At 72.5% G+C, this 13733-nt stretch carries 13 protein-coding genes; 8 read left to right on the forward strand and 5 right to left on the reverse strand.

Annotated features, from left to right (window positions below; all coding sequences use genetic code 11):
- Positions 1-18: 18 nt before the first annotated feature.
- Together ACFVHO_RS32375 and ACFVHO_RS32380 are read right to left on the reverse strand one after the other, a co-directional pair.
- Complete coding sequence (locus ACFVHO_RS32375; protein WP_385722472.1) at positions 19-981, reverse strand: DUF6114 domain-containing protein; 963 nt, start codon at positions 979-981, stop codon at positions 19-21.
- A complete protein-coding gene (locus tag ACFVHO_RS32380) occupies positions 972-1586 on the reverse strand; it encodes a DUF6230 family protein (protein WP_385722475.1) in 615 nt (204 codons plus the stop codon). The genes ACFVHO_RS32375 and ACFVHO_RS32380 overlap by 10 nt, the downstream gene beginning before the upstream one ends.
- A gap of 148 nt (positions 1587-1734) precedes the next feature.
- Between ACFVHO_RS32380 and ACFVHO_RS32385 the strand changes: the two genes are divergently transcribed.
- Positions 1735-2403, forward strand: coding sequence for a TetR/AcrR family transcriptional regulator (locus ACFVHO_RS32385; RefSeq protein ID WP_385722478.1), 669 nt, complete (start codon positions 1735-1737; stop codon positions 2401-2403).
- A gap of 76 nt (positions 2404-2479) precedes the next feature.
- On the opposite strand, the gene ACFVHO_RS32390 is transcribed toward ACFVHO_RS32385, so the two are convergent.
- Positions 2480-3730: a glycoside hydrolase family 18 protein gene (locus ACFVHO_RS32390; RefSeq protein WP_385722481.1), complete on the reverse strand. Its 1251-nt coding sequence runs from the start codon at positions 3728-3730 to the stop codon at positions 2480-2482.
- A gap of 457 nt (positions 3731-4187) precedes the next feature.
- Between ACFVHO_RS32390 and ACFVHO_RS32395 the strand changes: the two genes are divergently transcribed.
- Positions 4188-5360 carry an acyl-CoA dehydrogenase family protein gene (locus ACFVHO_RS32395; RefSeq protein WP_385722484.1) on the forward strand — a complete coding sequence of 391 codons (1173 nt, stop codon included), beginning with the start codon at positions 4188-4190 and terminating at the stop codon, positions 5358-5360.
- On the opposite strand, the gene ACFVHO_RS32400 is transcribed toward ACFVHO_RS32395, so the two are convergent.
- Positions 5323-5931 (reverse strand): hypothetical protein, encoded by a 609-nt coding sequence (locus ACFVHO_RS32400; protein WP_385722486.1) that lies wholly within the window; start codon positions 5929-5931, stop codon positions 5323-5325. The genes ACFVHO_RS32395 and ACFVHO_RS32400 overlap by 38 nt on opposite strands.
- Positions 5932-6193: 262 nt before the next feature.
- Between ACFVHO_RS32400 and ACFVHO_RS32405 the strand changes: the two genes are divergently transcribed.
- Positions 6194-7321 (forward strand): hypothetical protein, encoded by a 1128-nt coding sequence (locus ACFVHO_RS32405; protein ID WP_385722488.1) that lies wholly within the window; start codon positions 6194-6196, stop codon positions 7319-7321.
- 32 nt (positions 7322-7353) lie between these two features.
- Positions 7354-8454 (forward strand): phosphotransferase family protein, encoded by a 1101-nt coding sequence (locus ACFVHO_RS32410; RefSeq protein ID WP_385722491.1) that lies wholly within the window; start codon positions 7354-7356, stop codon positions 8452-8454.
- A gap of 42 nt (positions 8455-8496) precedes the next feature.
- On the opposite strand, the gene ACFVHO_RS32415 is transcribed toward ACFVHO_RS32410, so the two are convergent.
- Complete coding sequence (locus ACFVHO_RS32415; protein ID WP_385722493.1) at positions 8497-8952, reverse strand: hypothetical protein; 456 nt, start codon at positions 8950-8952, stop codon at positions 8497-8499.
- A 342-nt stretch (positions 8953-9294) separates the two neighbouring features.
- Here ACFVHO_RS32415 and ACFVHO_RS32420 point away from each other — a divergent pair, with 342 nt between their 5' ends.
- The 4 genes from ACFVHO_RS32420 to fxsA all read left to right on the forward strand — a co-directional run bounded on the left by ACFVHO_RS32420 (position 9295) and on the right by fxsA (position 13537).
- Positions 9295-9735, forward strand: coding sequence for an Lrp/AsnC family transcriptional regulator (locus tag ACFVHO_RS32420; protein WP_385722496.1), 441 nt, complete (start codon positions 9295-9297; stop codon positions 9733-9735).
- A gap of 99 nt (positions 9736-9834) precedes the next feature.
- Positions 9835-11472 (forward strand): amidohydrolase, encoded by a 1638-nt coding sequence (locus tag ACFVHO_RS32425; RefSeq protein ID WP_385722499.1) that lies wholly within the window; start codon positions 9835-9837, stop codon positions 11470-11472.
- Between the two features lie 614 nt (positions 11473-12086).
- Entirely contained in the window at positions 12087-12881 is a 795-nt protein-coding gene (locus ACFVHO_RS32430; protein WP_385722501.1) for a polyprenol monophosphomannose synthase, read from the forward strand.
- Positions 12882-12943: 62 nt separating this feature from the next.
- Positions 12944-13537 carry an FxsA family membrane protein gene (gene fxsA / locus ACFVHO_RS32435; RefSeq protein WP_385722503.1) on the forward strand — a complete coding sequence of 198 codons (594 nt, stop codon included), beginning with the start codon at positions 12944-12946 and terminating at the stop codon, positions 13535-13537.
- The last annotated feature ends 196 nt before the right edge of the window (positions 13538-13733 follow it).

Genomic DNA, 13733 nt, shown 5'->3' on the forward strand with positions numbered 1-13733 from the left:
GGGTCCGGGCTGCCAGGATCACGCCCGTGCCCCCAGCTTCAGCCCGCCCGCGACGATCGAGTCGGACGTGACGAGCGCCTGCTCGGCGCTCACCTGCGTCATGAAGACGAACGGCGGGACGAGCGGCGGCACCGGCAGCTTGTCGGGCGTGAAGGTCAGACAGAGGATGCCCTCGATGCAGCCCTTGAACTTGGTCAGATAGAGCGTGACCGCGCCGCTGAGGTCCAAGGTGTCGGCACCCAGGGTCAGTTCGCGGCTGCCGTCGCGGGTCGTGAGGCGGTAGTCGGTGAGCGAGGCCGCCTTCATGCGCAGCACCATCACCTTCAGCGGCCCTTCGGCGGTGGGGACGTCGGTGACGCCCGCGACGATGAAGCCCTGCGGCGCGAACAGGGTCGTCGTGATCGTCGGCGGCGTCCGCGCCGCCACGATCCCGTCGTCCCCGGGCGCCGCCCTCGCCGGGACGGCGCCCCACAACGCCGCCCCGGCGAGCACCACCGGAAGGAGTACGGCCAGCGTTCGCGTGCCCTGCCCGTCGCGCACCTTCGGCCGCCCGGCCCGCTCCTGGTCGTCGTCCGGGACCGGCGTCCAGCCGAAGCCCATCGCGCTGCCCGCGATGCCGAGCAGCATGCCGATCAGGAACCCGCCGAGGTTCGTCGCCGCGAACGAGAGCACCGAGAGGATGAGGGCGTTGACGGACACGTAGTGATGGGCGTGCGGCAGGAGCCACAGGAACAACCCTGCGGCCATCAGTGCGATCCCGATGCCGATCGCGGCGATCCCGCCGAGCCCGAGGCTCACCAGGACCGTCAGCGGCGACAGCGGTACGACAAGGAGCTCCGCCCCGCCGAGGATCAGCAGGAGGCCGCCCCAGAAGGGCCGTGTGCGCCGCCACTTGCGCAGGGCGCGCCGCAGGTCCCGCAGCGGCAGGCGTTCGTCGAGCCAGCCCCCGGGGCGGGGGGCGCCCGGCCCGCTCAGAAGCACTTCTTGCCGCCGAGGCTGACGTCGACCTTCATGCCCTTGAGGCGGAAGTTGCCGCCGGTGGCCGACCAGGCGTGGGAGCGCACCTCGGCCACCTCGATGTCGTCGGCCTGGAGACCGAACTTGCCCTTCTCGCCCTTCACGCCCGGGACTTCGTCGAGCGTCGAGGCGTCCCGGCCGATCTGCGCGGTGCCGAAGCGGGCGTCGCCCACCAGGTCCTCGCCGTCGATGATCAGGTTGCTCGCGGTGACGTTGCCCGCGTCGCCGCCCGCCGTCAGCTTGAACACCACCGTGCCGACGGGCGTCTTGACCTCGGCCGCCTGGCAGATGTCGGACAGCGTGGCGTCGCCGATGCCGAGCAGCGCCACGGGGTGGCCCTTGCCGTCGATGTCCCGGTCCACCTGGACATAGCTCGCCAGGCCCTGGCTGGTCAGTTTGCCCGAGGAGACCTGGAAGCTGGTGCCGCTGACCGCGAAGGACGCGGCGAGCGCGCCCTCGGCCATCACGGACGCCATCGCGCCGACCGCGAGAACCGCGGGCAGTGCGACGACAGCCGTCTTCTTCCAGTTGGTTCTGCCCTCGCGGGATGCTCTCTTCGCCGTGCTCACTGGTTCCTCCCGTACGTCGTCCGGTGCGTAAGGGGAGTGCGTGGCAGAGCGCCGTCGGGGTCTGGGCCGGTCCGGGCCCGTCCGGGCAGGAGACGTGGGTCTGCCATACTGCGGCTGATCCCGAGGCAGTTGGAGACTAGGGCCGAAATTGAATAATAGTCAACAGCGCGGTACCGATCGTTCCCGCGGCGCGGACCGCCCGCAGGCGCGCGGCACCGACCGATCCGTGGCGCGCCGCGCCGAACTCATCGTCATCGGCCGCAAGTTGTTCGCCGACACGTCCTACGACGCGCTGTCGATGGACGACATCGCGAAACAGGCAGGAGTCGCCAAGGGGCTGATCTACTACTACTTCAAGTCCAAGCGCGGCTACTACCTCGCGATCATCGAGGACTCCGTCGCCGACCTGGTCGAACGCGCGGGCAGCGGCACCGAACTCCCGCCCACGGAGCGGGTGCACCGCACGATCGACGGCTATCTGCGCTACGCCGAGCACCACCAGGAGGCCTACCGCACCATCGTCAGCGGCGGCGTCGGCTTCGACGCCGAGGTGCACGCCATACGCGACGGCGTGCGCGAGGCGATGATCGGCACCATCGCCGAGGGGGCGTACGGGAGGCGCGACATCCCGGCCCTGGTGCGCACGGCGCTGCTCGGCTGGCTGTGCAGCGTGGAGGGCGTCACGCTCGACTGGATCGGGACCGTACAGGCGCTGGAGCGCGACACCGTGCGCGACTACCTGGTGCGGATGCTGCGCGAGACGCTGGGCGTGATCGAGGAGTTCGAGCCCGCGTTCCCCGCCCCGCCGTCCGCGTGACGGCATGACGAAGGGGCGGGAGCCCGCCGGCTCCCGCCCCCACGACCGCCCTGCGGCGACTGCTGGTTGATGGCCCTTAGTTGATGGCCTTGATCAGCTCACCGTTGCTGGTGTCGCCGCTCAACTCCCAGAAGAACGTGCCTCCCAGGCCCTGCTGGTTCTTGTAGTTCATCTTCCCGGCGATGGTGGCCGGGGTGTCGTAGCTCCACCAGTTGTTGCCGCAGTGCGCGTAGGCGGTGCCGCCGACCGTGCCGTTGGCCGGGCACTTGGTCTTCAGTTCCTTGTAGTCGTCGATGCCCTGCTCGTACTTGCCCGCGGCGGGGCCGGTCGCGGTGCCGCCGGGCGCCTTCTGCGTGACGCCGGTCCAGCCGCGGCCGTAGAAGCCGATGCCGAGGAGCAGCTTGTCCGAGGGGATGCCGAGGCCCTTGAGCTTGGCGATCGTCGCCTGCGAGTGGTACTCGGCCTTCGGGATGCCGGAGTAGGAGCTGAGCGGCGAGTGGGGTGCCGTCGGTCCCTTGGCGTCCCAGGCGCCGAAGAAGTCGTACGTCATCGGGTTGTACCAGTCGACGTACTGCGCGGCGCCCCCGTAGTCCGCGGCGTCGATCTTGCCGCCGGAGGAGGCGTCGGCCGGGATGGCCGCGGTCACCAGGTTCTTGGAGCCGAACTTGGCGCGGACGGCGGACATCAGGTTCTTGTAGGCCGCGCGGCCGCTGGTGTCACAGGTCAGACCGCAGGCGTTGGGGTACTCCCAGTCGATGTCGATGCCGTCGAAGACATCCGCCCACTTGGAGTTCTCGACCAGGTCGTAGCAGGACTGGGCGAACGCCGCCGGGTTCTGCGCGGCCTGCGTGAAGCCGCCCGACCAGGTCCAGCCGCCGAAGGACCACAGCACCTTCAGGTTCGGGTGCTTCTTCTTCAGCTCGCGCAGCTGGTTGAAGTTGCCGCGCAGGGGCTGGTCCCAGGTGTCGGCGACGCCGTCGACGCTCTGGTCGGCGGTGTACGTCTTCTCGGTCGCGGCGAAGTTGTCGCCCATCGTGCACTTGCCGCCCTGGACGTTGCCGAAGGCGTAGTTGATGTGCGTGAGCTTGTTGGCGGAGCCGGACGTCTCGATGTTCTTGACGTGGTAATTCCGGTCGTAGACGCCCCATTCGGTGAAGTAGCCGACCACCCGGGAGCCCGCCTTGGCGTCTGCCTTGGCGGTGGCCCCGGTGTTCTGGTCGGCGGCCGCGGTGCCCGCGCCGGCGAGCAGACCCGCGCCGAGCACGGCGCAACAAGCGGTGGCCAGGAGCGCCTTGAAGCGGGCGCGGGGACGGTTCGGTCGTGGCATCGCTGTCTCCTCGTGGGGGGAGAGGGGAGCATGTGGGGGTGGTGCTGACCTACTGACCTGCGGACACTTCGCGCCCCTGCGGACAGGTCCGCGCGGCCTGGCGGGGGACGCGGCAACGCCCCCCACGTAGTCGCGCGTTGAATTGGCATGAACGCGAAGACGTCTTGTGCCGCTGGACTCTAGGAGGACTAGACCATTGCGTCAATGGTTCGGACCAATTCCCGCTCCCGAGGTGCCCAGCACCGCTGCGTCGGACAGATGCCGACGAAGATCAGTCGCGGGGTCCGTGAACCCGTGACGCCATGCCGCCGATCGGGCATACTCAACCCGCCACAGTCGCTGGTCAGCCGCTTCCGCGACCCGGAAGGGCAGCATCGGCTTGGCAGTGTCCCCCGACGGCGGCGCCACACCCCGTGCGCGAGCCCGTCGCAGCGCCCGACAGGGAGAGGAGAGCGCCATGCCCGAGGGAGCCGCACAGCCGGTCGAGCGTCAGCTGCCGACCGAAGAGGCCCGGGATCTGTTCGCGCTCGTGCGTGAACTGGTCCAGCGTGAGATCGCGCCGCACGCGGCCGCCGAGGAGGAAGCGGGCCACTTCCCGCGCGAACTCTTCACGCTCCTCTCCGAATCGGGCCTGCTCGGCCTCGCCTACGACTCCGAGTTCGGCGGCGGCGACCAGCCGTACGAGGTGTACCTCCAGGTCCTCGAAGAGCTCGCCGCCGCGCGTCTGACCGTCGGGCTCGGCGTCAGCGTCCACTCGCTGGCCTGCCACGGCCTCGCCGGGTACGGCACCAAGGAACAGCAGACCGAGCACCTGCCCGACATGCTCGGCGGCGGACTGCTCGGCGCCTACTGTCTGTCCGAGCCGTCCTCCGGCTCCGACGCCGCCTCCCTGCGCACCAAGGCCGTGCGGGACGGCGACGCATGGGTCATCACGGGCACCAAGGCGTGGATCACGCACGGCGGCATCGCCGACTTCTACACCGTCCTGGCCCGCACGGGCGGCGAGGGCGCGCACGGCGTGACCGCCTTCCTGGTGCCGGGCGACGCCGAGGGGCTCACGGCCGCGGTGCCGGAGAAGAAGATGGGCATGAAGGGCTCGCCGACGGCGCAGCTCCACTTCGACGGCGTCCGGGTGTCCGACGCCCGGCGCATCGGGGACGTGGGGCAGGGCTTCGCGATCGCGCTCTCGGCGCTCGACTCGGGGCGGCTCGGCATCGCGGCGTGCGCGATCGGCGTGGCCCAGGCGGCGCTCGACGAGGCGGTGGCGTACGCGACCGAGCGCAAGCAGTTCGGCCGCCCCATCGCCGACTTCCAGGGCCTGCGCTTCATGCTCGCGGACATGGCGACGCAGATCGAGGCGGGCCGGGCGCTCTACCTGGCGGCGGCCCGGCTGCGGGACGCGGGCCGCCCGTTCTCCAAGCAGGCCGCGATGGCCAAGCTGCTGTGCACGGACACCGCGATGAAGGTCACGACGGACGCCGTGCAGGTGCTCGGCGGCTACGGCTACACCCTCGACTTCCCCGTCGAGCGCTTCATGCGCGAGGCCAAGGTGCTGCAGATCGTCGAGGGCACCAATCAGATCCAGCGCATGGTCATCGCCCGCCATCTCGCGGGTCCCGACTCGCGCTGAGCCGCGGGTCGGGGGGAGCGCCGGGGACGGTGCCGAACGGGGTGCCCCGGTCGGTGCCGAAACGACCGTCCCGGTCGGTGCCGAAGCGTGCGTCCCGGTCCACGCCGAAGGACGTGTCCCGGTCCCTGCCGAACCGCGCGTCCCTGACCGGGCCGAACACCCCCTCGGAGCCGAACCCCCCGTCCACCCCGAACGGCCGCTCCGCCCCGTACTGCCCGCCGAACTGGCCGCTGCGCACGGTCGGCGCCGCGAGCCGCACCCACTCCGGGTCGTGGCGGCCCGGCAGCGTCCGGCCGCGCTCGGCCCAGTGGCGCAGCAGGGCGCGGTAGATCGGCGGGTCCTGCGGCGGGACGGGCTGCGGCGGGGGCGGGACCGACGGGTTCTGCTGCGGGTAGTGGGGCTGCTGTGGATACGGTTGCTGCTGGGGGTACTGCGACGGTTGCGCGTATGGGTTCGGCTGGGGGTAGTGGGTGTACTGGGGCCTGTGAGGAACCGATTCTGCGGCGGGGGCGGGCGCGGACGCGAGCGGGCGCCTGCGGTGGCCGGCCGGAGCGTGGGTGGGGGTGGTCATGCCGGGCCAACGGTCGGTGCGGAGGGCAGGTCACCGTCGGGTCGAATCGTGCGTGCGTTCATGCCCCGTCCGGCCGCGGCGCGCACGGCGCTCGGCGCCCGCGCCACCGGGTGAACGCGGTTTCACGCGTCTTCGGTGCCCACACCGTCCGACCCCGGCACGCGTCTGGCCCCGGCACGGTAACTGACGTACCGTCACCTCCACGCCGGGGTCCGCCGCACACCGGGCGACGTCAACTCCCCGGCGTCCAGGGAGATGTGCCGTGTCGGACGACCGCCCCGTACCGCTCGACGAGTACCCCGTCCACCAGGTGCCGCTGTCGATGAAACACGTGGCGACCGGCGACCGTAACGCCTACGACCGCTGTATTTTCCACCTCTTCGACCACCGGGGCCGCGCCCTGCTCATCCTCGGCCTCGGCGTCTACCCGAACACCGGTGTCATCGACGCCTACGCGACCCTGCGCACCGGCGACACCCTGCACGCCGTCCGCGCCTCCGACGCCCTCGGCGACGACCGGTCCGACCTGTCCGTCGGCCCCCTGCGCATCACCGTCGAGGAGCCCCTGCGCAGGCTGCGCCTGACCTGCGCGGCGGACCCGGACGACGCGGACTCGCTCGCGTACGACATCGAGTGGAGCGCCGACTTCCCGGCGCTGTGGGAGCCGCACCACATCCAGCGCCGCGGCGGCCGGCTCACCCTTGAAGGCCGCCGGTTCGTGCAGGCGGGCGGCTGTGCCGGGGTGATCCGCGCGGGCGGCGCGGAGATCGCGGTGACGGCGGGGGAGTGGACGGCGACCCGGGACCGGAGCTGGGGGGTGCGGCCCATCCCGGGCGAGGAGGCGGGGCGGCTCGGCGAGGACTTCCCGACCGAGGGCTTCCACTGGATCTGGTGCCCGGTGCGCTTCGACGACCGCTTCCTGATGGTGATCACCCAGGAGGACGCGAACGGCTACCGCACCCTCAACGACGCCACGCTCGTCCGCCCGGGCCACCCCGACCGCCAACTCGGCTGGCCCCAGGCCGACATCAGCTACCGCTCCGGCACCCGCCACCCCGAGAGCGCCGTCGTCCACCTGCTCGACCCCGAGACCCGCAAGCCCCTGGAGCTGGGCGTCGAGACGCTCACGTCCCTGCCGCTCGCCGTCGGCGCCGGGTATCCGCCCGCCGACGACTGGCAGCACGGCACCTGGCGCGGCCGCGACTGGGTCGACCGGCGCACCTACGACCTCTCCGACCCGGCCGGGCACCCCCTTGCCGCGTACGGGGTCATCGACCACGCGGCCCGCTTCACCCTGGACGGCCGCGTCGGCCACGGCATCTTCGAGCACGGCACGTTCGGCCGCCACGACCCGAGCGGCTTCGCGGACTTCGGCTCCATGGCGCCCTGAGCGTCCGGGCGCCCCGAGGGAGGAGTACGGACATGGCAACGGAACCCGACCGGCCCCGACTTCGCACCACGACCCGTGAACCGGACGAACTGGCCCGGCGCCTCACGACCTGGCTCGGCAACCACCTGCCGGGCGCGAAAGCCGTCGACGTGTCCGTGCCCGAGTCGAACGGCATGTCCAGCGAGACGCTCCTCTTCGACATCGAGCACCCCCGACCACCGCTCGCCCGCTGCGCGTTGCGCCTCGCGGCGGACCCGGCCGCGTACACGATCTTCCCCGTGTACGACATGGAGCGCCAGCACCGCACCATGCGCCTGGTCGCCGACCGCACCGACGTGCCCGTGCCGCGCGTGCTGTGGCTGGAACCGGACCCGGGCCCGCTCGGCGCGCCGTTCTTCGTCATGGAGCGGGTCGCGGGACGGGTGCCGCCGGACGTCATGCCCTACACGTACGAGGGGAACTGGCTGTACGAGGCGAGCGATGCGGAGCGCGCGCGGCTCGAGGACGCCACCGTCTCCGTCCTCGCGCGGCTGCACGACCAAGTCCCCGCCGCCGACGCCGCGTTCCTCGCGCTGCCGGGCGAGGGCAGCGCGCTGCGACGCCATGTCGCCTCACAACGCGCCTACTACGACTGGGTGGTGGCGGGACTGCCGCGCTCCCCGCTCATCGAGAGCGCTTTCGCGAAACTGGCGGACCTGTGGCCGGACGAGGTGGGCGCACCGGTGCTCAACTGGGGCGACGCGCGCATCGGCAACATCATCTACGACGGCTTCGAACCCGCCGCCGTGCTCGACTGGGAGATGGCCTGCCTGGCGCCCCGCGAGGTCGACCTCGGCTGGACCGTGTACCTGCACCGGTTCTTCCAGGACCTCACGGTGAGCTTCGGGCAGCGCGGGCTGCCCGACTTCCTGCGCCGGGAGCGGATCGAGGAGCGGTACGCCGAACTCACCGGGCACCGGCCCCGCGACATGGACTTCTACACGCTGTACGCGGCGCTGCGGCACGCCGTCGTCATGCTGCGGGTCGCCTACCGGCAGGTGCACTTCGGGGAGGCGACGGTGCCCGCGGACCCGGACACGCTGATCCTGCACCACGCCAGCCTCGCGGCGATGGTGCAGGGCAGCTACTGGTGACGGCGGGCCGGGTCCGGCGCGACGGCGCCGCGGGCCCGGGGCTCAGGCGGCCGCGCGGCGGGTGGCCTGGCCGGGCACCCGGATCGGGCGCGAACCGGGGCCGCCCACGTGCGAGAACGGCTGGGTGCGCCAGTCCAGGCCCTGAGGGAGCGTCAGGAGCAGGGCGGTGTCCTGCTCCTGGGCCTCCAGGGACTCGTCCGCGGCACCGGCCTCGGACGCGGCGCGGCCCGTGCCCGCGCAGACCGTGAGCCCGAAGGGGTTCCACGGAGTGGGGCACAGCGCGTGCTCGGGCAGGGCGTCCTCGTCCGCGAGGAGCGCGATGGGCTGTCGGCAGTCCGGGCAGATGACCCGGTACATCTCGAAGGTGTCGTACGCGTCCGGCTCGTCCGCCGTGCCGTCGTCGGTGACGGTCTGTTCGACGCCCTCCGGGGCGGGCTCGAGCTCGACGGGCTGCTGCTTGCGGCGCGTGGAACGACCGGGGCGCTTCAGGTTCTGCATGGGAATCTCCCCCTTGGGTGGGCCGACAAGGCGCTGCGGCCTCGACCACAGCAAGCACTTCCCGTCCGGTCCCGGGGGTAATCGCTCCTGCCCGACGGACACGGCCATATGTCTGTGGTGTTCGTCACATGCCAGATGGAGATGCCGTTGCGCGCGGGGTGGCCGCCGGGGCGTCGGGACGGGGTGCGCCGTCGGCCGGGGGAGGGTGTGCCGTCTGTCGCGGGAGGGTGCGCGGTGCGCCGCTGGAGGCGGGTGTCCTGCGGGCGCCGGGGCGCGCGTTCTGCCTCATCCCTTGCGTCGCTCAGGTATCGGAGAGGATCAAGAGGCCTGTAGGTTCGGCGCATGGAGGAGCTGGACCGACAGATCGTGCAGCTGCTCGTCAAGGACGGGCGGATGAGCTACACCGACCTGGGCAAGGCCACGGGCCTGTCCACCTCAGCGGTGCACCAGCGGGTGCGCAGGCTGGAGCAGCGAGGAGTGATCCGCGGGTACGCCGCCGTCGTGGACCCGGAGGCGGTCGGCCTGCCGCTCACGGCCTTCATCGCGGTGAAGCCGTTCGACCCCAGCGCCCCCGACGACATCGCCGAGCGGCTCGCGGGAGTGCCCGAGATCGAGGCCTGCCACAGCGTCGCGGGCGCCGAGAACTACCTGCTCAAGGTGCGCGTGGCGACCCCGCACGAGCTGGAGAACCTGCTGGCCCGGCTGCGCACGCTCGCCGGGGTGTCCACGCACACGACGGTGGTCCTCTCGACGCCGTACGAGGCGCGGCCGCCCCAGGTCTGACCGGGCGGCGCGCGCGTCCCGCCGCGCGCGGGCCGGGCCCCGGGAGCCGGGGCGACCCCGCGAACCGGAGCCTCGCGCGCAGGCGCGAGACTGTTCCCCATGAGTGAGCGCATCACCCCCGAAACCGGGCATCGCACCGTCCTGCTGCGCGGCGGCGAAGTCCACAGTCCCGCCGACCCGTTCGCGACCGCGATGGTCGTCGAGCGCGGGCACATCGCCTGGGTCGGCTCCGAGGGCGCCGCCGACGGCTTCGCCGACGGTGTCGACGAGATCGTCGACCTCGAAGGGAACCTGGTCACCCCGGCGTTCACCGACGCCCATGTGCACACCACGTCCACCGGGCTCACGCTCACCGGACTCGATCTGTCCCGCGCCCGGAGCCTCGACGACGCGCTCGTTCTCGTCCGCGAACACGCTGCCGCGCACCCGCACGACCGCGTACTGCTCGGCCACGGCTGGGACGCCGCCCGGTGGCCCGGCGGCCGTCCGCCCACCCGTGCGGAACTCGACGAGGCCACCGGCGGCCGCCCGCTCTACCTGTCGCGCATCGACGTGCACTCCGCCGTCGCCAGCACCGCGCTCCTCGACCTCGTCCCCGGAGTCGCCGACGCTGCCGGTTTCCACGCCGACGCGCCGCTGACCGCCGACGCCCACCACGCCGTGCGCACCGCCGCCCACGCCGCCGTGACGCCCCGGCAGCGCGCCGACGCCCAGCGCGCCGCGCTCCACCACGCCGCCTCGCTCGGCATCGGCTCGGTGCACGAGTGCGCGGGCCCCGTGATCTCCGGCGAGGACGACTTCACCTCGCTCCTTCGCCTCGCCGAGGAGGAGGCCGGGCCCCGGGTCGTCGGGTACTGGGCCGAGCAAGGCGTCGAAGGTGTCGCCCGCGCCCGCGAGCTGGGCGCGGCCGGTGCCGCCGGTGACCACTTCGTGGACGGCGCGCTCGGCTCGCACACGGCCTGGCTCCACGAGCCCTACGCCGACGAGGCGCCCGGCACCGGCAACGCCTACCTGACCGCCTCCGACGTCGCCGCACACGTGGTGGCCTGCGCGGAGGCGGGCGTCCAGGCCGGGTTCCACGCCATCGGGGACGCCGCCGTCGGGGCCGTCGTGGAGGGGATGCGCGCCGCCGCCGAGAAGGTCGGCCTGGCCCGGGTGCGGGCCGCGCGGCACCGCGTCGAGCACGCCGAGATGCTCACCCCCGAGACGGTCGCCGCGTTCGCCGAGTTCGGCCTCACCGCGTCCGTACAGCCCGCCTTCGACGCGCTGTGGGGCGGCGAGGACGGCATGTACGTCCAGCGCCTGGGCGCCGAGCGGGCCCGTACCCTCAATCCGTACGCGGCCCTCCTGCGCGCCGGTGTCCCACTGGCCTTCGGCTCCGACAGCCCCGTGACCCCCCTCGACCCCTGGGGCACCGTCCGGGCCGCCGCCTTCCACCGCACGCCCGAGCACCGGGTGTCCGTGCGCGCCGCCTTCACCGCCCACACGCGCGGCGGCTGGCGGGCCATCGGCCGCGATGACGCGGGCGTCCTCGTGCCCGGCGCCCCCGCCGACTACGCCGTGTGGCAGACCGGCGAACTCGTCGTCCAGGCCCCCGACGACCGGGTCGCCCGCTGGTCCACCGACCCGCGCTCCGGCACCCCCGGTCTTCCCGACCTCAGCCCGGGTGCCGAACTGCCCCGCTGCCTGCGGACCGTGGTGGGCGGGCGGTCGGTATTCGTACGGCCTAACGAGTGACGTCAGTCGTGCGGCGCGGCTCCGAACGGGGCCACACGGCGCGTCGCGCGACCTGCGGCGCCTCGCCACTGACCTGCTGATCTGCGTAAGAAGCGCAGGTCAGAGGGCTATTGACAGACGGCGGCCGTCGGCGGGTAGTTTCGGCCGCGTCCACCACCAGGACGTCCGACCGGCGAACCCGCACACAACCGTCGACCGCCGCTGGATCATGGTCGGTGCGCCACCCCGGCGCACCGCCACCGGGAGCCAGGTCCAGCGCCCACGACGCTCAGGCGCGGGAACGCATCCGCCGGAAGGGGGCCGTCCCTCCTGCTCCCAGGAGCTCGGGGGAGGTGCGACCCGGGTAGGGCCCGGCCGCTCAGTAGACAACGGCTCTCGGTCGATCCGCAGCCAGCGGATCCCAGGCCGGCCCGAAGGGCGCCGGGCCCGATCCGCAGGATCGCTCCTGCGTGAGCTACGGGGGACGAGACGTGATCCTCAGGGGGGACGAAAGCCGCGCGCCGGACATGCCGCCGTGCCCGCCGCCTCCCTGCCGGGCCAAGGGTCCGTGGCGTCGCAACACCCCAGGCCCGGGCCACTATGGTGGTTCCCTGCGTACGAACGAAGGGGCAGTAGTGAGCAACGGCGGCGGGATCAGCGAAGCAGCGGACGCGGAGCGGCAGTTCGGCCCGCTCGGCGAAGCCTTGGTGATCATCCCGACCTACAACGAGGCGGAGAACATCCAGGCGATCGTCGGCCGGGTGCGCACCGCCGTGCCGCAGGCGCACGTCCTCGTCGCCGACGACAACAGCCCCGACGGCACCGGGAAGATCGCCGACGAGCTCGCGGCCGACGACGACCAGGTCCACGTGCTGCACCGCAAGGGCAAGGAAGGGCTCGGCGCCGCCTACCTCGCGGGCTTCTCCTGGGGCCTCGAGCACGGCTACGGAGTCCTCGTCGAGATGGACGCCGACGGCTCCCACCAGCCCGAGGAACTGCCGCGCCTGCTCACCGCCCTCAAGGGCGCCGACCTCGTGCTCGGCTCGCGCTGGGTGCCCGGCGGGCGGGTCGTCAACTGGCCCCGCTCCCGCGAGTTCCTCTCCCGCGGCGGCAGCACCTACTCGCGGCTGCTCCTCGACGTGCCGATCCGCGACGTCACCGGCGGCTTCCGCGCCTTCCGCAGCGAGACCCTCCAGGGCCTCGGCCTCGGCGACGTGGCCTCCCAGGGCTACTGCTTCCAGGTCGACCTGGCCCGCCGTGCCATCAAGGCCGGCTACCACGTCGTGGAGGTGCCCATCACCTTCGTCGAGCGGGAGCTGGGCGACAGCAAGATGAGCCGCGACATCGTCGCCGAGGCCCTTTGGCGGGTCACGGCGTGGGGCGTGGGAGAGCGGGTCGGCAAGGTCCTCGGCCGCAAACCCTCGCCCTGACCGCGCGCGTTGTTGATCACCCCCTTATGCCGGTCTGAGCCGTGCCCAGGCACACTGGGAGCATGACGACTGGCGCACCGCCTCCCACCCAGCCCGCCCGGCCCCGGCGCGCGCGCGTCCTGAGGTTCCTGCCGCTCGGACTCGCCGCCTGGCTGGTCCTGGAGATCTGGCTGCTGACCGTCGTCGCCGGTGCCACCAGCGGGCTGACCGTGTTCCTGCTCCTCGTGGGCGGCCTGGTGCTCGGCTCCTTCGTCATCAAGCGGGCCGGGCGGCGCGCCTTCAGGAACCTCAGCGAGGCGGTGCAACAGCAGCAGCGGGGGGTTGCGGCGGCGCCCGAATCCGGGGGTGGCAGTGCCCTCACGATGCTCGGCGGCCTGTTCCTGATCCTGCCCGGCCTGATCTCCGACGCGGTCGGTCTGCTGTTGCTCGTGCCGCCGCTGCAGAAGGTTCTGAGCCGGAGTGCCGAGCGGGCCTTCGAGCGCAAGGTCCGTGAGGCCGCCTCCGCGGCGCCCGGGGGGCTTGGGGACGCCTTCCAGCAGGCTCGGATGCAGCACCCCGGCGGGAAGGTGGTCCAGGGCGAGGTGATCCGCGAGGACGGCCCCTCGGCGTCGCCCGGGCCGTCCCGGGGGCCGGAGGACCCGCAACTGCCGCGCTGAGGCTTGTGCCCTCGCGGGGCGCCCCAGTCCCACCCCTTCTCCGAAACCGGGGGCTGCGCCCCCTGGACCCCGCTTGTCGGCGCTCCGCGCCTCGTCCTCAATCGCCGGACGGGCTAGATGATGTGCCGGTAAGTTTCAGCCCCTCCGGCGTTTGAGGAGCGGGGTCTGGGGCGGAGCCCCAGGATCGGTGAAGGGG

Source organism: Streptomyces sp. NPDC127108 (genome assembly GCF_042677545.1).
Classification (GTDB): domain Bacteria; phylum Actinomycetota; class Actinomycetes; order Streptomycetales; family Streptomycetaceae; genus Streptomyces.

What these genes read in the sequence shown, in the direction of transcription:
- ACFVHO_RS32390 (WP_385722481.1), bottom strand. Translation starts at nt 3,730, where the DNA reads ATGCCACGACCGAACCGTCCCCGCGCCCGCTTCAAGGCGCTCCTGGCC.
- ACFVHO_RS32395 (WP_385722484.1), top strand. Translation starts at nt 4,188, where the DNA reads ATGCCCGAGGGAGCCGCACAGCCGGTCGAGCGTCAGCTGCCGACCGAA.
- ACFVHO_RS32400 (WP_385722486.1), bottom strand. Translation starts at nt 5,931, where the DNA reads ATGACCACCCCCACCCACGCTCCGGCCGGCCACCGCAGGCGCCCGCTC.
- ACFVHO_RS32410 (WP_385722491.1), top strand. Translation starts at nt 7,354, where the DNA reads ATGGCAACGGAACCCGACCGGCCCCGACTTCGCACCACGACCCGTGAA.
- ACFVHO_RS32415 (WP_385722493.1), bottom strand. Translation starts at nt 8,952, where the DNA reads ATGCAGAACCTGAAGCGCCCCGGTCGTTCCACGCGCCGCAAGCAGCAG.
- ACFVHO_RS32420 (WP_385722496.1), top strand. Translation starts at nt 9,295, where the DNA reads ATGGAGGAGCTGGACCGACAGATCGTGCAGCTGCTCGTCAAGGACGGG.
- ACFVHO_RS32425 (WP_385722499.1), top strand. Translation starts at nt 9,835, where the DNA reads ATGAGTGAGCGCATCACCCCCGAAACCGGGCATCGCACCGTCCTGCTG.
- fxsA (WP_385722503.1), top strand. Translation starts at nt 12,944, where the DNA reads ATGACGACTGGCGCACCGCCTCCCACCCAGCCCGCCCGGCCCCGGCGC.